The 20,849-nt window shown below is 41.0% G+C and carries 22 protein-coding genes, 3 tRNA genes and 1 riboswitch; of the genes, 17 read left to right on the top strand and 8 right to left on the bottom strand.

What is annotated here, in order from left to right; genetic code table 11:
* Window positions 1-150: 150 nt before the first annotated feature.
* Window positions 151-441: a hypothetical protein gene (locus tag H5161_RS19515; protein WP_002960798.1), complete on the bottom strand. Its 291-nt coding sequence runs from the start codon at window positions 439-441 to the stop codon at window positions 151-153.
* 71 nt (window positions 442-512) lie between these two features.
* On the opposite strand from H5161_RS19515, the gene H5161_RS19510 reads away from it, so the two are divergent.
* Complete coding sequence (locus H5161_RS19510) at window positions 513-722, top strand: hypothetical protein (RefSeq protein ID WP_002960797.1); 210 nt, start codon at window positions 513-515, stop codon at window positions 720-722.
* A gap of 8 nt (window positions 723-730) precedes the next feature.
* Here H5161_RS19510 and epmB read toward each other — a convergent pair whose 3' ends face one another.
* Window positions 731-1,744 carry an EF-P beta-lysylation protein EpmB gene (gene epmB, locus H5161_RS19505; protein WP_182694026.1) on the bottom strand — a complete coding sequence of 338 codons (1,014 nt, stop codon included), beginning with the start codon at window positions 1,742-1,744 and terminating at the stop codon, window positions 731-733.
* Between the two features lie 41 nt (window positions 1,745-1,785).
* Here epmB and efp point away from each other — a divergent pair, with 41 nt between their 5' ends.
* Complete coding sequence (gene efp / locus H5161_RS19500; RefSeq protein WP_024596699.1) at window positions 1,786-2,352, top strand: elongation factor P; 567 nt, start codon at window positions 1,786-1,788, stop codon at window positions 2,350-2,352.
* Window positions 2,353-2,408: 56 nt separating this feature from the next.
* A complete protein-coding gene (gene epmA / locus H5161_RS19495; RefSeq protein ID WP_182736726.1) occupies window positions 2,409-3,383 on the top strand; it encodes an elongation factor P--(R)-beta-lysine ligase in 975 nt (324 codons plus the stop codon).
* Between the two features lie 183 nt (window positions 3,384-3,566).
* On the opposite strand, the gene H5161_RS19490 is transcribed toward epmA, so the two are convergent.
* On the bottom strand, window positions 3,567-5,684 hold the full coding sequence (locus H5161_RS19490; protein ID WP_182693954.1) for a TonB-dependent receptor: 2,118 nt from the start codon (window positions 5,682-5,684) through the stop codon (window positions 3,567-3,569).
* Window positions 5,685-5,768: 84 nt separating this feature from the next.
* Here H5161_RS19490 and H5161_RS19485 point away from each other — a divergent pair, with 84 nt between their 5' ends.
* From H5161_RS19485 to H5161_RS19450, 8 genes are all read left to right on the top strand, one after another.
* The gene (locus H5161_RS19485; protein WP_010555268.1) at window positions 5,769-6,167 is read left to right on the top strand and encodes a thioesterase family protein; all 399 of its coding nucleotides are present in this window, start codon (window positions 5,769-5,771) and stop codon (window positions 6,165-6,167) included.
* A gap of 126 nt (window positions 6,168-6,293) precedes the next feature.
* Window positions 6,294-6,692, top strand: a complete 399-nt coding sequence (locus H5161_RS19480; RefSeq protein ID WP_310737020.1) for an META domain-containing protein — start codon at window positions 6,294-6,296, stop codon at window positions 6,690-6,692.
* Between the two features lie 107 nt (window positions 6,693-6,799).
* Window positions 6,800-6,914: riboswitch (TPP riboswitch) on the top strand.
* Window positions 6,915-7,057: 143 nt separating this feature from the next.
* Window positions 7,058-9,010 carry a phosphomethylpyrimidine synthase ThiC gene (thiC, locus tag H5161_RS19475; RefSeq protein ID WP_220491753.1) on the top strand — a complete coding sequence of 651 codons (1,953 nt, stop codon included), beginning with the start codon at window positions 7,058-7,060 and terminating at the stop codon, window positions 9,008-9,010.
* A gap of 106 nt (window positions 9,011-9,116) precedes the next feature.
* Entirely contained in the window at window positions 9,117-10,118 is a 1,002-nt protein-coding gene (locus tag H5161_RS19470) for an FAD-dependent oxidoreductase (protein WP_149602118.1), read from the top strand.
* A gap of 7 nt (window positions 10,119-10,125) precedes the next feature.
* The gene (gene thiS / locus H5161_RS19465; protein ID WP_154904268.1) at window positions 10,126-10,320 is read left to right on the top strand and encodes a sulfur carrier protein ThiS; all 195 of its coding nucleotides are present in this window, start codon (window positions 10,126-10,128) and stop codon (window positions 10,318-10,320) included.
* Between the two features lie 5 nt (window positions 10,321-10,325).
* The gene (locus H5161_RS19460; protein ID WP_182752403.1) at window positions 10,326-11,117 is read left to right on the top strand and encodes a thiazole synthase; all 792 of its coding nucleotides are present in this window, start codon (window positions 10,326-10,328) and stop codon (window positions 11,115-11,117) included.
* A gap of 10 nt (window positions 11,118-11,127) precedes the next feature.
* Complete coding sequence (gene thiE / locus H5161_RS19455) at window positions 11,128-12,663, top strand: thiamine phosphate synthase (RefSeq protein ID WP_182769897.1); 1,536 nt, start codon at window positions 11,128-11,130, stop codon at window positions 12,661-12,663.
* Window positions 12,664-12,713: 50 nt separating this feature from the next.
* Window positions 12,714-13,463 carry a HesA/MoeB/ThiF family protein gene (locus H5161_RS19450; protein WP_182769896.1) on the top strand — a complete coding sequence of 250 codons (750 nt, stop codon included), beginning with the start codon at window positions 12,714-12,716 and terminating at the stop codon, window positions 13,461-13,463.
* 706 nt (window positions 13,464-14,169) lie between these two features.
* On the opposite strand, the gene asd is transcribed toward H5161_RS19450, so the two are convergent.
* Window positions 14,170-15,036: an archaetidylserine decarboxylase gene (gene asd / locus H5161_RS19445; RefSeq protein ID WP_004336058.1), complete on the bottom strand. Its 867-nt coding sequence runs from the start codon at window positions 15,034-15,036 to the stop codon at window positions 14,170-14,172.
* 15 nt (window positions 15,037-15,051) lie between these two features.
* Window positions 15,052-16,110: a small ribosomal subunit biogenesis GTPase RsgA gene (gene rsgA, locus H5161_RS19440; protein WP_182769895.1), complete on the bottom strand. Its 1,059-nt coding sequence runs from the start codon at window positions 16,108-16,110 to the stop codon at window positions 15,052-15,054.
* A gap of 121 nt (window positions 16,111-16,231) precedes the next feature.
* Here rsgA and orn point away from each other — a divergent pair, with 121 nt between their 5' ends.
* The 4 genes from orn to H5161_RS19420 all read left to right on the top strand — a co-directional run bounded on the left by orn (window position 16,232) and on the right by H5161_RS19420 (window position 17,274).
* Complete coding sequence (orn, locus tag H5161_RS19435) at window positions 16,232-16,777, top strand: oligoribonuclease (RefSeq protein WP_004336052.1); 546 nt, start codon at window positions 16,232-16,234, stop codon at window positions 16,775-16,777.
* Between the two features lie 183 nt (window positions 16,778-16,960).
* Window positions 16,961-17,036, top strand: a tRNA-Gly gene (locus H5161_RS19430).
* A gap of 43 nt (window positions 17,037-17,079) precedes the next feature.
* Window positions 17,080-17,155: transfer RNA gene (locus H5161_RS19425), tRNA-Gly, on the top strand.
* Between the two features lie 43 nt (window positions 17,156-17,198).
* Window positions 17,199-17,274 (top strand) — tRNA-Gly (locus H5161_RS19420).
* 234 nt (window positions 17,275-17,508) lie between these two features.
* Here the strand turns inward: H5161_RS19420 and H5161_RS19415 are convergent.
* The 3 genes from H5161_RS19415 to H5161_RS19405 form a co-directional block, all read right to left on the bottom strand.
* A complete protein-coding gene (locus tag H5161_RS19415) occupies window positions 17,509-17,937 on the bottom strand; it encodes a secondary thiamine-phosphate synthase enzyme YjbQ (RefSeq protein WP_182769894.1) in 429 nt (142 codons plus the stop codon).
* Window positions 17,934-18,401, bottom strand: a complete 468-nt coding sequence (locus tag H5161_RS19410) for a chemotaxis protein CheX (protein ID WP_007580265.1) — start codon at window positions 18,399-18,401, stop codon at window positions 17,934-17,936. Before H5161_RS19410 ends, H5161_RS19415 begins: the two co-directional genes overlap by 4 nt.
* A gap of 75 nt (window positions 18,402-18,476) precedes the next feature.
* Window positions 18,477-18,914, bottom strand: coding sequence for a transcriptional repressor (locus H5161_RS19405; RefSeq protein ID WP_002957918.1), 438 nt, complete (start codon window positions 18,912-18,914; stop codon window positions 18,477-18,479).
* Between the two features lie 95 nt (window positions 18,915-19,009).
* Here H5161_RS19405 and H5161_RS19400 point away from each other — a divergent pair, with 95 nt between their 5' ends.
* Both H5161_RS19400 and dusA read left to right on the top strand, forming a co-directional pair.
* Window positions 19,010-19,630 carry a MarC family protein gene (locus H5161_RS19400; RefSeq protein WP_002957920.1) on the top strand — a complete coding sequence of 207 codons (621 nt, stop codon included), beginning with the start codon at window positions 19,010-19,012 and terminating at the stop codon, window positions 19,628-19,630.
* 123 nt (window positions 19,631-19,753) lie between these two features.
* A complete protein-coding gene (gene dusA / locus H5161_RS19395; protein WP_039485439.1) occupies window positions 19,754-20,686 on the top strand; it encodes a tRNA dihydrouridine(20/20a) synthase DusA in 933 nt (310 codons plus the stop codon).
* Window positions 20,687-20,849 lie beyond the last annotated feature (163 nt).

Raw genomic sequence — 20,849 nt, 5'->3', positions numbered from 1 at the left:
GTATGTTCGTTAATCATAATGTGCCCTCAAACAAGATTTGAAGATCTGATCATGACATTGAGATTTAGTTCAAAAAAATCCCCGCTAATTTCTTAGCAGGGATTTGTGTATAAGAGACAGCTAAATAGCGGCATTTTTGCTTTTTAATCTTTACTTAAAAGTAGCTAACAGCGTGAGTATTTGTTGTAACTTAATAACGGTTGTTTTAAGTTTTTCTTCATCAAAACCATCGTTAGATAAGCTTTCAACGTCAGCGGCTACGTCAAGAACATACGGCTTAAAGCGTTTAGCTTCAAAGCTAAAACCAGCATCTTGTGCAAATAAGGCTTTAAATTTGCCATGGCCTTGCTGTTGTAGTTCATCGAGTTTTTTGTCGGCATCAAGCGCCTGACGATAAACAATTTTTAAATTAGTATTGAGTTGTTCAATAATTGAATCCATGGTTTTCCTAAAGCTTTGTACTGCATGGCCGACATAATACTTGGATTACATTTAAAAGTCAGGTTTGTTATATGAATATATCAGGCACAAGTTTACCCGCTGTTTCTGGCTCAGGCCAAGGCAGTGAGCTTTATAGCGCTGCTTTATCTAAAAAGCAGCAACTAGCAGATGGCGCAGCAGCACTTGCACTTATTGAAGGTGCTGCACAATCGTCAAGTGCGCAAACACCGGCTAAATCGGTAACAGCATCATTGGGTAACAACGTAAATATATACGTTTAAATGCTGTTTTAAATTAGCTTAAGATCGATAGGTGTTTTACTTTTTTGACCACCTATTTCTCTAACTAATTTAGGCACTAAAAATCCAGGCAGGGCTTTTAATAGCTCTGCCATTATTTTTATAGCGTCTTCTTCGTTAATATCAAAGTGGCTGGCCCCTTCAACTTTATCGAGCAAATACAAATAATACGGTAATACGTCTGCGTCAAATAACGCTTCGCTTAAATTTATTTGCGCATCGAGCGTATCGTTCACATCTTTTAAAATTACAGCTTGGTTTAAAAGCGTTACGTTTGCTTGTTTAAGCTTTTGCATAGCTGCTTTAAAATCAGCGTCTATTTCATTGGCGTGGTTTATGTGATTAATAAAAATAATTTTTAATGGCGATTTTGCTAATCGCTCACATAACTCATCGGTAACTCGCGTCGGTATAACTACTGGTAAACGGCTATGAATTCGCATTCGTTTAATTTGTGGTAATTGCTCAAGCTCATCTAAAAACCAACTTATTGCATCGTCTTTGGCCATCAGCGGATCGCCACCACTTAAAATCACTTCGTTTATATTGGCATCAGATTTTATGTAGCTTAGTGTTTCAAGCAGGCTTTTTTTATTAAGTTGGTTTTCTTGATACGGAAAATGCCTTCTAAAGCAGTAACGACAATTGACTGCACAGCCGGTTTTAAACATTACTAAAACACGCGATTTATACTTATGTAAAAGGCCGGGTTGTTCGTTATCTTGCTCAAGTAGGGGATCTTTATTAAAACCCGACTTACTTAAAAATTCTTGATGGCGTGGCATGACTTGCAATAAAAGAGGATCGTTTGGATCGCCTTTGCGTATTTTTTTTATAAAAGGGATAGGCACGCGTACCGGAAATAAACTGCGGGCTTTTAGGTCGTTTTCATGGACTTGGCTCGATAAACCGACCATTTCAAGCAAGGTTTTTGGGCAGGTAACTACATTTGCTAATTCTTTTTGCCAGTTTTTATGCAAATTTGCTTCATTTCTTTGTATCATTGGCATGTAGATTACTCGAAAAAATATAAATAGAGGAAACGATGGCGAATTATAGCACCAACGAGTTCAAGGGCGGCCTAAAAATTATGATGGACGGCGAGCCTTGCAGTATCTTAGAAAATGAAATGGTAAAACCTGGTAAAGGCCAGGCGTTCAACCGTGTTCGTATCCGTAAACTTATCTCTGGTAAGGTGCTTGAAAAAACCTTTAAATCGGGTGAATCAGTTGAAGGTGCTGACGTAATGGATACAGATTTAGCGTATCTATACACAGACGGCGAATTTTGGCATTTCATGAACAACGAAACATTTGAGCAAATTGCTGCTGACGAAAAAGCACTAGGCGATGCTGTTAAATGGTTAGTTGAAAATGATTTATGTACAATTACATTATGGAACGGTAGCCCTATTGCTGTTACACCACCTAACTTTGTTGAGCTTGAGATCACTGAAACAGATCCTGGCCTTAAGGGTGATACAGCGGGTACTGGTGGTAAACCAGCAACGCTTAGCACAGGCGCTGTGGTACGAGTTCCATTATTTGTACAAATTGGCGAAGTAATTAAAGTAGACACTCGTAACGGTGAATACGTAAGCCGTGTTAAGTAAGCTTTAACATTGTTTATAAAATCCCAGCTTAAGCTGGGATTTTTTTTGGAGAAAATATGTCAGCAGATCTTTGGGCCCCAAGCGCAAGCATTGAAACACTAAAACAACGTGCAGCGATATTACGTAGCATTCGTGAGTTTTTTTATACGCGTAATGTAATGGAAGTAGAAACTCCTAGCTTAAGTGCTGCCAGTGTAACCGATGTGCACTTAGCCAGTTTTAACACCACATTTGTAGGTCCAGGGCACGCAGGTGGGCTTCCTCTTTTTTTACAAACATCTCCAGAGTTTGCTATGAAACGCTTGTTAGCAGCAGGCTCAGGCGCTATTTTTCAGCTTTGTAAAGCATTTAGAAATGAAGAAGCGGGTAGCCATCACAATCCCGAATTTACAATGCTTGAATGGTATCGCCCAGGCTTTGATGAATTTGCACTTATGGATGAAATGGATGAACTAATGCGGCTTGTTTTAGATGTTGAGCCGGCAACAAGGCTTACTTATCAGCAAGCGTTTGAACAAGCACTTGGGCTCGATCCGCTAACAGCGAACATAGAGCAATTAAAGCAACTAGCGTGTGAGCATGGATTTGCTGATATAGCCCAAAATGAAACGCATAAAGATACCTTACTGCAATTATTATTTTGTATGAAAGTGGAGCCCACAATAGGACAAGATAAGCCATGTTTTGTGTATCACTTTCCAGCTTCTCAAGCGGCACTTGCACAAATTTGTGAACACGATACACGTGTAGCAGGGCGCTTTGAGCTTTATTATAAAAATATGGAATTGGCGAATGGCTTTAACGAACTCACAAATGCCAGCGAGCAAGCTAAACGTTTTAATGAAGATAACGCATACCGCGCTGAAAACGGTTTAAAGCAAGTCCCAATGGATACGCGTTTAATTAAAGCGCTGGAGCATGGATTACCTCAGTGCGCAGGGGTGGCTTTGGGTATAGATAGGCTTGTAATGCTCGCAACAAATAAAGAAAAAATTAAAGACGTAATCGCGTTTGATGTGCAAAGAGCGTGATGCTTGGCTTGTAGGCGTAGGTGGAAAACCTGTAGGTGCGAATTTATTTCGCGCTCATGTAAATTAACTTTATAAAAAGCGAGGTATAAAACCTCACCTACAAATAAAAACACCGCGTTTAATTTAAACGCGGTGTTTTTTATTGCTTGCTGTAGCTTTCATTTGAAAGCCAACGGCTATGCTTTACAGATTAAGTGTAAACGTAACACCTGCTACGCGAGGCTCACCTAATTGTGTATAGGTATGCGTTGCGTAACCATCTTGTGGATCGTTACCAAATTCAAAACCACGTGTAGGGACTGTTTCGTCAAACACATTACGAGCCCATGCGCGAACTGCCCACATGTCTGCTTCGTAGCCAAAGCTTAAGTTAACTAAGTTGCTGCTTGGTGCTTGTGAATTGTGACTATCTGAGAAGTAGTAATCGTCCTTACCTTCAATACCAACCATGCCGTAAAATGCGTTAGTAAAGTTGTAACGTGCAGTAAACGCATACTGGTATTTAGGTGACTGTGCTTGTTCGCGACCGTCTTGATTTAAGCCTGATTGTGTTACAAAGTCGTCAATTTCAGTGTTTAAGTAACCAGCACTACCTGTTAAAAATAGATTATCAGTTAGTTGGTAACTACCTTCAACTTCAAGTCCGTAGTTGCTACCAGAACTTGCGTTATCAACATAACCGGTAAATTGCTGACCTTCTACTTGCCATGCTTTTAACTGAATATCGTCGCGGTGCATGTAAAATGCAGCTAAGCGAAGTGTAAATTTGTCATCAAGTGATGAACCTTTAACACCAAATTCGCCGCTCCATAAATATTCAGGGTCAAAACTGGTGTGCTGTTGGAAAAAATCAGCGCTTAGGTTTAAGCCTTCATCTTTTGCTTTAGCCAGTGCTTCTGAGTTAATACCACCGGCTTTGTAACCACGGGTAATGCTGGTGTAGATCATAGTGCGATCAATTACTTGATATTCAAGTGCTATTTTACCGCCAACCATTACATCGTCAGTATCTTGTATAAAGCCATTGCTATCGGTGTAGTCGCCTTGGTATTGCTCTACACGTAAACCTGTAATTAATGTTGTTTTAGGGCCAATTGGAGTCGCTACTTGACCATATACTGCAACGTTACTCGTTTCGTAAGTTGAAGAGAACGGGCTTGCTAACCATGTGTACTGGCGCTCTAAATCAACATCACGGTTTTGGTAATAAATACCCGCAACCCAGTTACCTGTTTTAGAATTAAATTGTAAATCTACAGACTGATCGTCGCGATCGCGGCTGTATAAATCAGTTGAGCTGTATCCATCTGGATGTAAGCCAGCAGCACATAACTGTGGTTCACTTGTATCGTTACATACCCAATCTTCGTCAAAGCTGTAAAGTAATTCGGTATCAATAGCCGACAGGTTTAGGTTTACATCAAAAGCGTCAAAACCCGTGTAAGTATTATTAACACCTATTGCGTAGCTTTGTTGATTATCTTGCCCTGGTTCATCGGCAACACTATTGCGGCTGTTATCAAGCGTAAACGCATCGTAACCATTGTTTATGTCAATATAGTGAAGGTTTAACTCAGTATTTAAATGCTTTGTAAGCTGGCTGTTTAATTTAAAGCGGGCTACTTGTTCGTCTTGATTTTGTGTTTCGTCATTTAAGTACAAGTTATCTACGTAACCGTCTGACTTTCTGCGAAAGTAGCTAACGCGTGCGCTAGTGTCATCAGTTAAGCCTGTGCTTGCTGCAATACCTGCTTCGCGGGTGTTGTATGTGCCAGCACCTACTTGTAATTTTAAGCTTGGATCGCTTGTGGCTTTAGCTGAACCCATTTGGATCATACCGGCCATACCGTCTGCGCCAAAGCGTGTACCTTGTGGGCCACGATAAATTTCTACTTGGTCTATATCAAATAATAATGAACTGCCACCAAGGCCAGAATAGTTAATACCATCAATAACTAAGCCTACAGATGGATTAATAGGGTCTACAAATTGTGAACGAAGTCCCACGCCACGAATTTGAATATAACGACCGCGCGACGCACCAGATGCAAAATTTACATTGGCGGTACTGCCTAACATTTCGTCTAAGTAACTTGCACCACGTTGATTAATTTCATCTTCGCTGAATAAGCTCGCACTTGCGCTTAAAGTTTGAATGCTTTCGCGCTGAAAATCGCCAGTTACAACAATTCTTTCTAGGTCGCTATCATCAGCGTTAGCTGCAATTGGTGCACCAAGCAGCGGTAAAAGTGCGGCAGTAATTAAAGACAAACGTAAGTTCATTGGGTTACTTAACTCCATTTTAGGGACTCGTATGGTAGCAATTATTTAAACACATGTGCTATAAACGCGGCAATTATACGTTAAATAATCAGGATTACTAATATGACCTTTAAAGTTGACTTCAAGGTACGTGATTACGAATGTGACTTACAAGGTATTGTAAACAACAGCGTCTATTTTAATTATTTAGAGCATGCTCGACATGAGTTCTTGTACGCACACGGTATTGATTTTGCTCAGTTAGCAAAAGATAAAATTAACCTAGTCGTGATGCGCAGCGAAATGGATTATAAGCATTCTCTATTACCAGGTGATGAATTTTATGTGGCTGTAGAGCCGCAGCGTATTAGTCGTTTAAAATTTGCCTTTAAGCAAACGGTTATACGTAAAAGCGATGAAAAAGTAATGCTCAATGCACTGGTTATAGGAACGTCTGTTAATGAAAAAGGTAGGCCATTTTTACCAGAGCAAATAGATAACGTATTCAAAACTACAACTTAGTACTTAATCGGACAACTTTTAAACTATCATAGAACAAAAATTTACATTTAAAACATGCATTTTTAACGGATAAAGGGCATAAATATTGTTACTATTACATTAATTAGACAATTAGTTAGTAGTAGCATGAAATTAGCAGCAATACCGATGCTTATAGTCGGTTTATGTGTTGGTTGCGCATCAACAGGGACGGTTACCAGTGAGCAGCTTAAATACACCCAATGGCAATTATCACGTGTTAATGGTTTAGCAATTCCACCTTCGTTTAATGCATCAATGAGCTTTATTGAAGCGCTGCAAGTAAACGGTTTTGCTGGCTGTAACAAATTTTTTGGTGAAGGCTCGCTTGAAGAAAGTAACCTTACCGTAAGTAAATTAGGAATGACGCGCAAGTCGTGTGGCGAAGAGCTTGATGAGTTTGAGCAGCAGTTATTACAAGCCTTAAAGCAAGGTGCAGAACTTAAAATGCAAGACCAGCAATTAGTCATGCAAGGTGAGCAAACATTTGTGTTTATCCCTAAATAATTTTAAGTTTTTGAAAAACAGCCCCTTGCGGGCAGTTTTTAACTGACGTACACTCAGCGCAGATTTGTTGAATAATATCTTCGAATCGATGAACAAAATTTATATATCAATACTTGTCGGAGTGCCAAAGCTAAGTAATTAGTTTTTGGCTGAGATCGCGAAAGCGGGATCCGTGAACCTGATCAGATTAATACCTGCGTAGGGAACAAGCTGCCTAAAATGGGACGCTTGTGCGTCTTTTTTTATGCGCACAATAAAGTGATTTTGTTTATTTTAGGCTGCAAAGTAGCATGTACGCTACTTTACGATCTTTCTCTATTCCTCGGAATATCTGACAAGACAACCCTTAAGCAATGAGGCAAGTCATGTCAAATACTACAAATAAAGCGTCACGCCGAGAAACTCGTGCTGCCGCGTCTGAATATATTTATAACTTAACGGGTCAACCGTTCCCAAATTCTCATAAAGTATACGTTGAAGGTACTCAACCAGGTGTGCGTGTTGGTATGCGTGAAATCACGTTAAGTGACACGTTTATTGGCGGCACAGATGAAAACCCTGTTTATGAGTCAAACGATCCGCTACGTGTTTACGATACGTCGGGCCCGTATACCGATCCTAATTTTAAACTAGACGTGCGCAAAGGCTTACCAAAATTTCGTGAACAATGGATTGAAAACCGTGGTGACACCGAAATTTTAGAATCAGTGACGTCGCAGTTTTCGCAGCAGCGCATGGCAGATGAAGGGTTGGATCATATTCGCTTTGATCACCTTCCAAAAATTCGCCGTGGTGTCGCTGGTAAAAACGTAACGCAAATGCACTACGCACGCCAAGGGATTATTACCCCTGAAATGGAATACGTAGCTGTTCGTGAAAATATGGGGCGTGCAGAAATTCGTAAAGAATTACTTGCCGCGCAGCATAAAGGCGAGTCGTTTGGTGCGAGTATTCCTGAATTTATTACCCCAGAGTTTGTACGCGACGAAATAGCCCGTGGTCGCGCTATTTTACCAAATAATATAAACCATCCAGAAACAGAGCCTATGATTGTAGGTCGTAACTTTTTAGTAAAAGTTAATGCCAATATTGGTAATTCATCGGTTAGCTCATCTATTGAAGAAGAAGTAGAAAAAATGGTGTGGTCTACCCGCTGGGGCGCAGACACCGTGATGGACTTATCAACGGGGCGTTACATTCACGAAACGCGCGAATGGGTTGTACGTAACTCGCCTGTACCTATTGGCACAGTACCGATTTATCAAGCGCTTGAAAAAGTAAACGGTGTGGCTGAGGATTTAACGTGGGAGATTTTCCGCGATACGCTTATTGAACAAGCCGAGCAGGGTGTTGATTACTTTACTATTCATGCCGGTGTACTGCTTCGCTACGTACCAATGACGGCTAAACGTGTAACCGGTATTGTGTCGCGCGGTGGCTCAATTATGGCTAAGTGGTGTTTAGCGCATCACAAAGAAAACTTTTTATACACGCACTTTGAAGACATTTGCGAAATTTTAAAACAATACGATGTGTGTTTTTCATTAGGTGATGGCCTTCGCCCAGGCTCGATTGCTGATGCCAACGATGAAGCGCAGTTTAGTGAGCTGCGCACATTAGGTGAACTGACTAAAATTGCGTGGAAGCACGACGTACAAGTATTTATTGAAGGCCCAGGGCATGTGCCAATGCACATGATTAAAGCCAATATGGATGAGCAATTAAAGCATTGCGACGAAGCGCCATTTTACACTTTAGGCCCGTTAACGACCGATATTGCACCAGGGTACGATCATATCACCTCTGGTATTGGGGCGGCCCAAATAGCATGGTACGGCTGTGCAATGCTTTGTTATGTAACACCTAAAGAGCATTTAGGTCTGCCAAATAAAGAAGATGTTAAAGAAGGCTTAATTACCTACAAAATAGCTGCACATGCCGCCGATTTAGCAAAGGGGCACCCAGGCGCGCAAGAGCGCGATAATGCGCTATCAAAAGCACGTTTTGAGTTTAGATGGCATGATCAATTTAATATTGGTTTAGATCCAGAGCGTGCTCGTGAGTATCACGACGAAACCCTTCCGCAAGAATCAGGCAAAGTGGCTCACTTTTGCTCTATGTGTGGCCCTAAATTTTGCTCTATGAAAATTAGCCAAGAAGTACGCGATTACGCTAAAGATTTAGAAACACGCGGTATTGATCCAAATGACGCTGGCGAGGCTATTGAGATCAAAATGATTGATGTAGAAGCCGAGATGAAAGCTAAATCTGCCCAGTTTAAGCAAACAGGCTCAGAAATTTACCACAAAGCGGTATAGCAATAAGTTAGATGCAGATGTAGGTGAGGTTTTATACCTCGCTTCTTTAAACATTGAAGAAGTGCGAGTGAGTTCGCACCTACTAATAACTGCTTTTGGAGGTTTTATGTTTTATAACATTGCTGTGGTGGGTTTTGGTTTAGCAGGGCGCTTAGCTGCCCTTGAGCTAAGTAAGTTGCATCATGTAACGGTGTTTGAAGCTGACGATGAGCAAACCCCAAATAGCGCCGGTAAAGTGGCTGCAGCAATGCTTGCCCCGCTGGCTGAGTCGGTATTGTGTGAGGCTGATTTAGCTTTAATGGGTCTTGATTCAATGAAGCGCTGGCCAGAAATAGTGAGTGAACTTGAGGGGGATGTGTTTTTTCAGCAGCAAGGCACATTGGTCGTTGCGCATCAGCAAGATAAGGGCGACCTACAAAGCTTTACTCAGAGAATAAAGCCCATAGCAGGGCACAGCGCTCAGGCATTAAATGCTCAGCAAATAGCGCAGTTAGAGCCAGAGCTTGCTAATCGGTTTAACCAAGGTCTATTTTTACCCTGCGAGGGGCAAATAGATAACCAAGCCTTTTATAAAGCAAGTTTTACCATGCTCAACAAGCGCAAAGTTAAGTGTGTGTTTAACCAGCGCGTAACCATTAAAAACGGCGAAATAAATAATCGACCATTTGACTACATTATAGATTGTCGTGGGCTTGGTGCTAAAAGTGATAAACCGCTTAGAGGTGTGCGCGGTGAAGTCGCAAGGCTATATGCACCTGAAGTAAATTTAACGCGACCTGTGCGTTTAATGCATCCGCGTTACCCAATTTATATAGCGCCTAAACCGAATCATGAATATGTAATTGGTGCGACCGAAATCGAATCGCAAGATAGCGGCGCCGCAACAGTGCGATCAACTCTTGAGTTACTTTCAGCGGCTTATACCGTACACAGCGGATTTGCCGAAGCACGGCTACTTAATATTCAAACCGGATTACGCCCTGCATTTAGCGATAACCGCCCAGAAGTATCACAAGTTGGTAATGTAATTAGCATTAACGGCTTATATCGTCATGGTTATATGCTGGCACCGGCATTAGTGGCGCAAGTAGTTTCACGAATAGAGTGAGAATAAAATGAACATTACAATTAATGGCGAGCTACTTAATGTTAATAGCAAAGCACTCGTCGAGGTACTTCAAAGTTTTGGTGCAGTTGCGCCTTTTGCTGTGGCTGTTAATGGCGAATTTATTCCACAAAGTTGGCACAGTAACTATGTACTTAATGAGGGCGACAGTGTTGAGTTGCTGTCACCCATTCAAGGCGGATAAAGCTCATGCAAGCTAAAGACTGTTTAACTATTTATGGTGAGCAAATAAAGAGTCGTTTATTAATCGGCTCTGCGCTTTATCCGTCGCCCGATATTATGACCCAATCGATAGTCGCCTCAGGGGCTGAAATTGTTACCGTGTCGCTTAGGCGTCAGCAAAGTGCAGCAGCAGGTGATGACTTTTGGCAGCTAATAAAAAATACAGGCTTAAAAATACTGCCTAATACCGCAGGGTGCCACAGTGTTAAAGAGGCCATAACGCTTGCAAAAATGTGCCGAGAGGTATTTGCCACCGACTGGATTAAGCTAGAGCTGATTGGCGATGATTACAATTTACAGCCTGACCCTTTTGCGTTACTTGAAGCGACAAAAATATTGATTGATGATGGCTTTAAAGTATTGCCTTATTGTACCGATGACTTAGTACTTTGCCAGCGCTTAAATGAGCTAGGGTGTGAGGTGCTTATGCCGTGGGGGGCGCCAATCGGCACCGGTAAAGGCTTGTTAAATAGTTATAATTTAAAAACTATTCGAGAGCGTTTACCCAATACCACATTAATAGTAGATGCTGGTTTAGGTTTGCCATCGCATGCCTGCCAAGCACTCGAAATGGGGTATGATGCGGTATTATTAAATTCAGCCATTGCAGGGGCGGGCTGCCCAATTACTATGAGCCGCGCATTTAAAGCCGCAGTTGAAGCAGGGCGCTTTGCATATCAAGCAAAAGCAATGCCTGAAAAAGACGTTGCAGCCCCATCAACCCCAACAATGGGTATGCCATTTTGGCATCAGCAGTGAAGGAAAGAATATGAATAACGTAGTGTGGACAATTGCCGGATCTGATTCGGGCGGCGGTGCAGGTATTCAAGCAGATATAAAAGCAATGCAAAGTTTTGGTGTACATGGCTGCACGGCAATTACGGCGCTTACTGCACAAAATAGTTTAGGCGTAGAAGCTATTAATGCAGTGTCTACCGATATTATTGAATCGCAGTTACTTGCGCTTGAAAAAGACATGAAAGCCAAAGTAATAAAAATTGGCATGTTAGCCAATGTGCAGCAAATTCAGTTGCTCAGCGAGCATATAAGCCACTATAAAGCTAAGTGGTCTGTGCCTCCCGTTATTGTATATGACCCTGTTGCTATTGCCTCAAGCGGTGACTTACTAACAGAAGAGGACACGGTAAGTGCAATAAAAGAATGTTTACTGCCGCTAGTGGATGTAATAACTCCAAACACCCACGAAACACAGTTATTAACTGGTGTGTATTTAATTGGCCCAGCTGCAATAAAAGAAGCGGCTAATAAGCTATTAAGCTGGGGGGCAAAAGCTGTTGTTATTAAAGGCGGACATTGGGATTACCCAAGTGGCTACTGCATTGATTATTGTATTGATAGTAATACACAAAATGGCGAAGAATATTGGTTAGGCAATCAAAAAATACAAACACCGCATAACCACGGCACCGGATGTAGCATGGCTTCGGTCATTGCTGCGTGTTTAGCTAAAGACTACCCATTAAAAGATGCCTTTATTTTAGCTAAAGCATATATAAACCAAGGGCTAAAACAGTCGGTACGCTATGGCGAAGGGATTGGACCGGTTGCTCATACATCGTTCCCCACTAATTTAGCTGACTACCCACAAGTAATTGAGCCAGGGAGCTGGCTGGGTGATGAATTAGATTTTGATGTGCCGCTTGATTTTAATATGGCTGCTGATTTTGCTCCATGTGAAAGTAAATCGCTTGGCTTATATGCGGTTGTAGATAGCACAGATTGGTTAGAAAAATGCTTACAACAAGGCATTAAAACAGCGCAGTTACGCGTTAAAAATAAAACGCAAGATGAGCTTGATGGGCTCATTAAGCATGCTGTTGAGCTGAGCAAGAAATACAACGCACAGGTATTTATAAACGACTACTGGCAGTTAGCTATTAAGCACGGTGCATATGGCGTGCATTTAGGGCAAGAGGATTTAGAGATTGCCAATTTAGCGGCAATTAAAGATGCTGGGTTAAGGCTTGGGCTTTCTACTCATGGTTTTTATGAAATGCTGCGTGCGCATAATTATCGCCCTAGTTATATGGCATTTGGTGCTATTTACCCAACCACAACAAAAGATATGACAGGCCAAATACAAGGCCTTGAAAAGCTCATTAAATTTGTACCTCTTATGCAAAGCTACCCAACAGTAGCAATAGGCGGTATTGATTTAAGCCGTGCTGAACTGGTAGCTAAAACAGGCGTAGGCAGTGTTGCCGTAGTGCGTGCGATTACCGAAGCTGATAATTACGTAGAGGCTATAAGGGCTCTGCAAGTGGCCATAAGCAGTGCCAATTAAAACTAACAAGGGTAATACTATCAAGGGTAAAACTAACAAGGTTGATAAACGTGAGTGAGCTAAGCGATAAAGAAACCCTGCGTTACAGCCGCCATTTATTGCTTGAAGAAGTTGGGCTTGAAGGGCAATTAGTACTTAAATCCTCAACGGTTGCAGTAGTGGGGGCTGGTGGTCTAGGTAGCCCCGCGCTTTTATATTTAGCCGCTGCGGGTGTTGGAACGCTTATTTTAATTGACGATGACGAGGTTGAGCTTTCAAACTTACAGCGCCAAGTGCTTTATAAAATAAATCACTTAGGACAAAGCAAGGTCGCTGCAGCGGGTAAAGTATTAGCGAGTCTTAATAATCAAATAGACATAGTAACGCATTGCCAAAAATTAGATGAGAGTAACGCAGCTAATATTCTAAAAGATGCTGACATCGTACTTGATTGCTCTGATAACTTTAGTACTCGCTATAGTGTTAATCGTTATTGTATTAGTAATAAATTACCGTTAATTTCGGGTGCTGCACTCGCAACCAAAGGGCAATTAATGGGCTTTGATTTTAGACAAAGTGATAGCCCATGTTATGGCTGTGTTTTTCCACAGGGCGAAGCTACACCAGTTATCAATTGCAGTAACGCTGGGGTTATTAGCCCGTTACTTGGTGTAATAGGCTCTATGCAGGCGCAACTTACGCTCAACTTATTGCTGGGGCATGCAGAGGGAGGTGTGTTTATAACCTTTGATGCGCTCACTTTAAAACAACAGCACTTTAAAGTGATTAAAGATTCAGAGTGTAAAGAGTGTGGTAAATAAGTTTTTGAGGGGCTTGTGCCTTTTATTAAATGTAGCGTTAAAGAATTAAAAGCTGCGCTTTTCGCGTGAGCAAGCTTCACGCCTACAACATATCAAACTTTTGCACCAAGCTTGTTGACGCACAGCTTGCTGGCGTGACGAGCAAAGCTCGTAATTTCTATGCTTTGGTGTCTTCTCATTTACTCCTATTTGTGCAATAAGATCTTAAGTGATTTATTCACAAAGAGGTTAAGAGGGCGCTGCGCTTTAGAGAAGTAAAAATAAATAATTACTATGTTTTATGTCTTCTCATTTACTCCTCTTTTGCTTCTCTTTGTGCAATAAGGTTTTAAGTGATTTATTTCACAAAGAGGTTAAGAGGGCGCTTCGCTTTAGAGAAGTAAAAATAAATAATTACTATGTTTTATGTCTTCTCATTTACTCCTCTTTTGCTTCTCTTTGTGCAATAAGATTTTAAGTAATTTATTCACAAAGAGGCTAAGAGGGCGCTGCGCTTTAGAGAAGTAAAAATACATAATTACTATTGTTTTATGTCTTCTCATTTACTCCTCTTTTGCTTCTCTTTGTGCAATAAGATTTTAAGTGATTTATTCACAAAGAGGTTAAGAGGGCGCTGCGCTTTTCGCGTAAACAGGCTTTGCGCCTACAAAAATAAAAAACCGCGTTAATTAAACGCGGTTTTTTTAATTTCGAATTAACGATTTATTTAGTCGTTAATTTTTGCAAACGCAGTACCTAAGCGAGTAACCACTTCTGGTAGTTGGTCATCCAGTATTTCAGCTTTATCAGCACCCCATGCTAGTACCACAGTAGAGCCTAATTTAAAGCGACCCATCTCTTCACCCTTTTTAAGCGTGATAGCGTTATCGCCAGTGGTTGGATATTTCCAACTAAATACATCGCTACCTGCTGGTGGCGTGACAGTACCTGCCCAAATAGTTTCTATGCTGGCTACAATTGTTGCGCCAACAAGTACCATAGCAAGCGGACCAATCTCAGTTTCAAAAATTGCTACTACTCGTTCATTACGCGCAAACAAGTTAGGCACGTTTTGCGCGGTAAGTGGGTTTACTGAAAATAAATCACCTGGCACGTAAATCATTTTGCTTAGTGTGCCATCAATTGGCATATGAATACGATGGTAATCTTTAGGTGCTAAATAAATCGTTGCAAACTTACCGCCTAAAAATGGTGTTGTATCATCTTGTGAGCCGCCTAGTAGCGCTTGTAAGCTGTAATCGTGACCTTTAGCTTGTATTAGCTGTCCGTCAACAATATCGCCTAGCTGGCTGATTGCGCCATCCACTGGATGAATGATGATATTGCTATCTTCTACCATTGGGCGCATGCCGTCTTTTAAAGGGCGAGTAAAAAATTCATTAAAGCTTTTATAATGAGCCGGATCTGGGTATTGGGCTTCGCTCATATCTACTTTATATTGCTTAATAAATAGTTTAATTAAAGTCGTTGTTAAAGCACCTGCTTTAGCTGCGGCTAATTTACCCACTACGCGTGAAATAAAGTGTTTTGGCATTGCGTACTGCATTGCGATTTTAAATTTGTCTAAACTCACAGTATTTATCCTAAATTATACGCGAGGCGCACGGGCGCCTGCACGGCCATCGGCCATTGTTTCTAAAATTCGGTGGTAGCTGTCAAAGCGCAATTGAGAAATTTTGCCATCTGCTACAGCTTCTTTAACTATACAGCCCGGATCGTTTAAATGTTTACAGTCTCTAAAGCGGCACCCGCCTATAAATTCTCTAAACTCTTTAAAGCACCAGGTTACACGCTCAATATCTAAATGCCATAAACCAAATTCGCGAATTCCTGGCGAGTCGATTAGGTTACCGCCACTTGGTAAATGGTGAAGGCGTGAAACAGTTGTTGTGTGCTGGCCTAGGCCGCTGTTTTCAGATACTTCTTTAGTTAATATTTCAGCGTTAGGTAATACAGTATTAACGAGGGTGGATTTACCCACACCACTTTGGCCAACAAAAATGTTATTTTTACCAACAAGTACTTCTTTTAATTCATCAATACCATTGCCCGATATATTACTAACAAGGAGTACTTGGTAATCAAGTTTACGATAGATATCGAGAACTTTTTGTATTTCGCTAAGACCTGCGTCATCAATTAAATCTATTTTATTGAGTACTAAAATTGGCTCAATACCCATATCTTCACAGGCTATTAAATAGCGGTCGATAATACTTGGGGTAAACTCAGGTAATACCGCCGATACCATGAGTATTTGATCAATGTTAGCCGCAATAACTTTTACGCCGTCGTAAAAGTCAGGGCGGGTAAGTTGCGAGCGACGCTCTTGCGTGGCTTCAATTACTCCGGCTAAATCACCTTCACTTACTTTGGCACGGCGAAACAATACCTCATCACCACACACTAAATTTGACACGGTACGTCGTATATTACAACGAAGTACATCGCCATTTTCAGTTTCGACATCGGCGTGTTGGCCAAAACGACTGATCACAATTGCGCTCTCGACCTGACCTAAATTATCGGTTTGCCACTCTTGCGCGCCTTTTTTAGCTGGTCTTGAGTCTGCGCTATTAATGCGCTTTTGGTGGTTGGCCTTGATCTGACGCGATTGGCCTTTACTTAATTTTTTCTGTTTTGCCACTGGAGGCCTATAACCTTAGTTAAATGTCGCTTTTCCTAAAAAAAGCTTTAGCTCGACGGTTGATGCTAATATGATATATCGAAATGCGTTGGATCTAAAGGAAAGCACCGCTTAGGTAATTATGACTATTAATAAATCAAATTTAATTTGGCTCGATCTTGAAATGACAGGACTCGAACCAGAGACCGATAAAATACTCGAAATTGCGACGGTTGTCACTGACGCAGACCTGAATATATTAGCTGAAGGGCCAACCATAGCTATTCATCAAAGTGATGAATTACTAAATGGTATGGACGAGTGGTGTACTACGCAGCATGGTAAGTCGGGTTTAACAGCGCGCTGTAAAGCAAGTACATTCGATGAAGAGTATGCCGTGGCACAAACGTTAGATTTTTTAAAACAGTGGGTGCCTGCAGGTGTATCACCAATGTGTGGTAATTCAATTGGGCAAGACCGCCGCTTTATGAATAAATACATGCGTGAACTTGAAGATTTTTTTCATTACCGCAATCTTGACGTGAGTACTATTAAAGAATTAGCACGTCGCTGGAAACCCGAAGTGCTTGCAAAAGTGAATAAAAAAGGCTCGCACCTTGCTTTGGATGACATTAAAGATTCGATTATGGAATTAAAAGTCTATAGAGAAAATTTCTTTAATTTGTAAAAAACACTTGCAAACACATCGGATTATTGTAGAATCCTGCCCCGCTCAAGACGATAACCCACGCGGGGTTAGTGTGTTTGAGTGATTGAATTACCATCAATAAATGCGGTACTAGCTCAGTTGCTAGAATGTTGAACGCGACCTTTCGCGCTTAAGCGTAAAATAACTGAAGAAATAAAAAATGCGGTACTAGCTCAGTTGGTAGAGCGCGACCTTGCCAAGGTCGAGGTCACGAGTTCGAGCCTCGTGTACCGCTCCAATTTCTAACCAAAAGAAATTGTAGTGTTGAATGAAAATATAATGCGGTACTAGCTCAGTTGGTAGAGCGCGACCTTGCCAAGGTCGAGGTCACGAGTTCGAGCCTCGTGTACCGCTCCAATTTCTAACCAAAAGAAATTGTAGTGATAGTAAATTTAGTTATGCGGTACTAGCTCAGTTGGTAGAGCGCGACCTTGCCAAGGTCGAGGTCACGAGTTCGAGCCTCGTGTACCGCTCCAATCTTTTTATATCCTTTCAAAATCCTTTGTATTAAAAATCATAAATAAAATTATAATTTAAAATCTCTCTTATCTACTTTATTCTTTGTGCAATATTCAGCATTAAAGTTTTGGTTGTTAGAAATTATTACTTCGCGCGCCTAAGATTTACGTCTATAGAGTGGCGTATTTTGAATCTATGAGGGTATGGCTGAAGAAAAACAGAGGTTAACATTTTAAACCGAGAAGCTTGAGTTAAAAAAGCTCACCCTGAATAGTTGCTATAACTCCTCTAGAGCCACCAGAATCGCGATGTTCACCTAAATAAATACCTTGCCATGTACCTAACGCTAAATAGCCATTTGAAATAGGAATACTTAACTCGCAGCCTAACGTACTGGTTTTTATGTGTGCAGGCATGTCGTCGTCACCTTCATAATCGTGGCGATAATAAGGTTGACGCTCAGGAACGAATTTATTGAAATGGCTCTCCATGTCCATACGAACAGTGGGGTCTGCATTTTCGTTTATTGTAAGGCTCGCTGAGGTATGCTGAATAAATAAATGCAACAAACCAACTTTATAATTTGCCAGTTCAGGAAGCTGAGACAATATTTCGTCATCGATTATATAAAAACCTCGCGGGCGAGGCTTTAATGTAATTTGCTTTTGCTGCCAACTCATAATTTATCGAAACTAACTTCAATGTTTGCATTACCAGCATCACAGCTAAATGGCATGATGATTTTTTTACCTTGGCTTTTGTGAGTAATTGTATGACCCTTACCCGATACCACAATAGGCGTTGCCATATCAAAGTCGAAGCCTTTCTCGCCAAGTAAATTTTTAGCACCACCTGTTACCATGTTGGTTATTTCGCCAACCATATCAGTAACTTCTTCATCTATGGTATCAGGGCGTTCGCCAAGCATACGCTCCATGATGGTCAATGCTAATCCTTCATCAAATGTAATTGAAAATGATCCTCGCGTTTGCGGGCCAACCATGCCAATCAAACCTGATACATCACCACAGGCTATCTCATCAGTTTTAATGCGAGGTTTACCTGGCTTCAATTGAGTTTGAGCCATAGTGCTCAAAACATTAATTAAAGAAGATAAAAAAGGATTGATGAATTCTACATTCATAGTGGCTACTCTTAAATTTGTTCTGTGAAATGACTATATAGTTTGAGTATAGTCACTAAGGATAACTTTGAAGGATTATGATGCTCTGCAAGATTCACATTTACCATGTGCTTCTATTGTCTGCCCTGATACAACAAACCCACCTTCGGCAGCTAAATTATTTAGCTCATGCGAAATTACACTCGAGTGTAACTCTTTGACAAAACCACAGGTATCGCAAATTAACAATTGTACTGGGTGTATATGATCAAAATGATGACACAGCATAAATGCATTTGTGCTTTCAATTTTATGAATAAAACCTAGCTCAGCTAAAAAGTCTAATGCACGATAAATAGTTGCAGGTTTAGCACCCGTTTCAGTTATTTTTAATTGCTCAAGCAAATCGTATGCACCAACACCACCTTGTGCGCTGGCTAATAGGCGAAATACTTTCTCGCGGATAGGCGTAAAACGCGCACCACGGTTGTCACAAACTTGTTTTGCTTTACTTACGAGTGATTCTATATTCATCATTACTCTTATCCTTATGCTACCGTGATATACTAACATACTGTGTTGTAGTTGCAGCGTTTTTATTAAGCGCTTTTTACCTAGGAAACCCAGTAATGCACGAACTATTAGCTATATTTATTTTCTTTTTTGCGGTTATTGACCCCATTGGTACTGTACCTGTATTTATTGCAGTCACACGTGGTGATGATGAGAAATTTAAACGCAAAGTTATATATAAAGCGGTAGGCGTATCTGCATTAGTGCTCTTATTTTTTGTACTTGCAGGTGAGCAATTACTTAACGCAATTGAAATTCCGCTTTCGGCTTTTCAAATAGCCGGCGGTATCATATTACTTATTTTTGCGCTCTCAATGATATTTGGTGAAAGTAAACCAGAAGCCGAAATTAAAAGTGTACGCGACAGCACTGAAACCGCTATTTTTCCGCTTGCGATTCCCTCTATCGCGAGCCCTGGCGCTATGTTAGGCGCCGTATTAATGACTCGTAATGAAGAATATACCTGGGTTGAGCAGTTACTAACGTCTTCGATGATGCTTGCTGTATTAGCGGTTGTACTGGTTTTGTTACTGCTTGCAACACATGTACATAAATTAATTGGTGATAGTGGTGCAAGTATAATAAGTAGAATTATGGGGCTTATTTTAAGCTCGGTTGCGGTTACCAATATTTTAAATGGCATAGCCCATTATTTTGGCTTGCAGGTTTTCTCTTAACATTGATGCTCGCTAGGCTTTTGTGTAAAATGCAGCGCCTTTTAAGCTGTGCTTAATAACTTTAATACCCTGAGGTTTGCTTTGAATAAATGTACTTTGGATAGACGCTTTTCTGTGGCCCCCATGCTTGATTGGACTGATCGCCATTGTCGTACTTTTCATCGCAAAATGACTAAACATACTGTGCTTTATACTGAAATGATAACCACAGGGGCTATTTTATTTGGTCGAGGCGACTACTTACATTTTAATAAACACGAAGGCCCAGTTGCGCTGCAACTTGGTGGCTCTGATCCTAAAGCGCTTGCGCAATGTGCAAAACTTGCAGGTGAGCGTGGTTATGACGAAATAAATTTAAATGTAGGTTGCCCGTCAGACAGAGTTCAAAATGGCCGATTTGGCGCATGTTTAATGGCTGAACCTCAATTAGTTGCTGAGTGCGTAGCAGCAATGAAAAACGAAGTAAGCATTCCTGTTACCGTTAAAACGCGTATTGGTATTGATGAGCAAGATTCGTATGAGTTTTTATGTGCGCTTATTGAAGCGTCTCATAAAGTAGGGTGTGATGATTTTATTATTCATGCTCGTAAAGCATGGCTTAATGGTTTAAGCCCGAAAGAAAATCGTGAAGTTCCACCGCTTGATTATCCACGTGTTTATCAACTTAAAAAAGATTATCCGCAGCTAGACTTAAGCCTAAATGGCGGTGTTAAAACAATTGAGCAGAGCCTAGAACATTTGCAACATATTGATGGTGTAATGATTGGGCGTGAGGCTTACAGCAACCCATTTATGCTCAATGACGTTGATGAGAAAATTTATGGTGATGCTGCAAACACGCAGTCACGCCACGACGTAGTGCGTTCAATGTATGACTACATTGAAGAAGAAATGCGTTTGGGTGCTAATTTTTGGCATATTGCACGTCACATGCTCGGTATTTTTCAGGGACAGCCTGGTGCGCGAGGTTTTAGACGCCACCTTTCTGAAAGTGGTCACGGTAAGCAAGCTGATTTATCGGTAATGGATAAAGCATTAAGCTTTGTACCAGAATAAAACTAAGCTTTAAAAATTCTAAATTTAAGCCACTTTCGAGCTGTCTCTTGATCACAAGTCTGACTCAAGAGATTTTGCTAAATCGTAGCCTTCCAGGATGGCTTGTAACTTAAGCCATCCTTGCCATAACACTTTCACAGATGCACGCCCTGTGCGCTTGGTA

Source organism: Pseudoalteromonas sp. SG43-5 (genome assembly GCF_014164345.1).
GTDB lineage: Bacteria > Pseudomonadota > Gammaproteobacteria > Enterobacterales > Alteromonadaceae > Pseudoalteromonas > Pseudoalteromonas distincta.
This window is presented reverse-complemented; position numbering and strand designations above follow the sequence as displayed.

Excerpts from the sequence above, each read along its gene's own strand:
- H5161_RS19515 (WP_002960798.1), bottom strand. The coding sequence starts at position 441 with ATGGATTCAATTATTGAACAACTCAATACTAATTTAAAAATTGTTTAT.
- H5161_RS19510 (WP_002960797.1), top strand. The coding sequence starts at position 513 with ATGAATATATCAGGCACAAGTTTACCCGCTGTTTCTGGCTCAGGCCAA.
- epmB (WP_182694026.1), bottom strand. The coding sequence starts at position 1,744 with ATGATACAAAGAAATGAAGCAAATTTGCATAAAAACTGGCAAAAAGAA.
- efp (WP_024596699.1), top strand. The coding sequence starts at position 1,786 with ATGGCGAATTATAGCACCAACGAGTTCAAGGGCGGCCTAAAAATTATG.
- epmA (WP_182736726.1), top strand. The coding sequence starts at position 2,409 with ATGTCAGCAGATCTTTGGGCCCCAAGCGCAAGCATTGAAACACTAAAA.
- H5161_RS19490 (WP_182693954.1), bottom strand. The coding sequence starts at position 5,684 with ATGGAGTTAAGTAACCCAATGAACTTACGTTTGTCTTTAATTACTGCC.
- H5161_RS19485 (WP_010555268.1), top strand. The coding sequence starts at position 5,769 with ATGACCTTTAAAGTTGACTTCAAGGTACGTGATTACGAATGTGACTTA.
- H5161_RS19480 (WP_310737020.1), top strand. The coding sequence starts at position 6,294 with ATGAAATTAGCAGCAATACCGATGCTTATAGTCGGTTTATGTGTTGGT.
- thiC (WP_220491753.1), top strand. The coding sequence starts at position 7,058 with ATGTCAAATACTACAAATAAAGCGTCACGCCGAGAAACTCGTGCTGCC.
- H5161_RS19470 (WP_149602118.1), top strand. The coding sequence starts at position 9,117 with ATGTTTTATAACATTGCTGTGGTGGGTTTTGGTTTAGCAGGGCGCTTA.
- thiS (WP_154904268.1), top strand. The coding sequence starts at position 10,126 with ATGAACATTACAATTAATGGCGAGCTACTTAATGTTAATAGCAAAGCA.
- H5161_RS19460 (WP_182752403.1), top strand. The coding sequence starts at position 10,326 with ATGCAAGCTAAAGACTGTTTAACTATTTATGGTGAGCAAATAAAGAGT.
- thiE (WP_182769897.1), top strand. The coding sequence starts at position 11,128 with ATGAATAACGTAGTGTGGACAATTGCCGGATCTGATTCGGGCGGCGGT.
- orn (WP_004336052.1), top strand. The coding sequence starts at position 16,232 with ATGACTATTAATAAATCAAATTTAATTTGGCTCGATCTTGAAATGACA.
- H5161_RS19415 (WP_182769894.1), bottom strand. The coding sequence starts at position 17,937 with ATGAGTTGGCAGCAAAAGCAAATTACATTAAAGCCTCGCCCGCGAGGT.
- H5161_RS19410 (WP_007580265.1), bottom strand. The coding sequence starts at position 18,401 with ATGAATGTAGAATTCATCAATCCTTTTTTATCTTCTTTAATTAATGTT.
- H5161_RS19405 (WP_002957918.1), bottom strand. The coding sequence starts at position 18,914 with ATGAATATAGAATCACTCGTAAGTAAAGCAAAACAAGTTTGTGACAAC.
- H5161_RS19400 (WP_002957920.1), top strand. The coding sequence starts at position 19,010 with ATGCACGAACTATTAGCTATATTTATTTTCTTTTTTGCGGTTATTGAC.
- dusA (WP_039485439.1), top strand. The coding sequence starts at position 19,754 with ATGCTTGATTGGACTGATCGCCATTGTCGTACTTTTCATCGCAAAATG.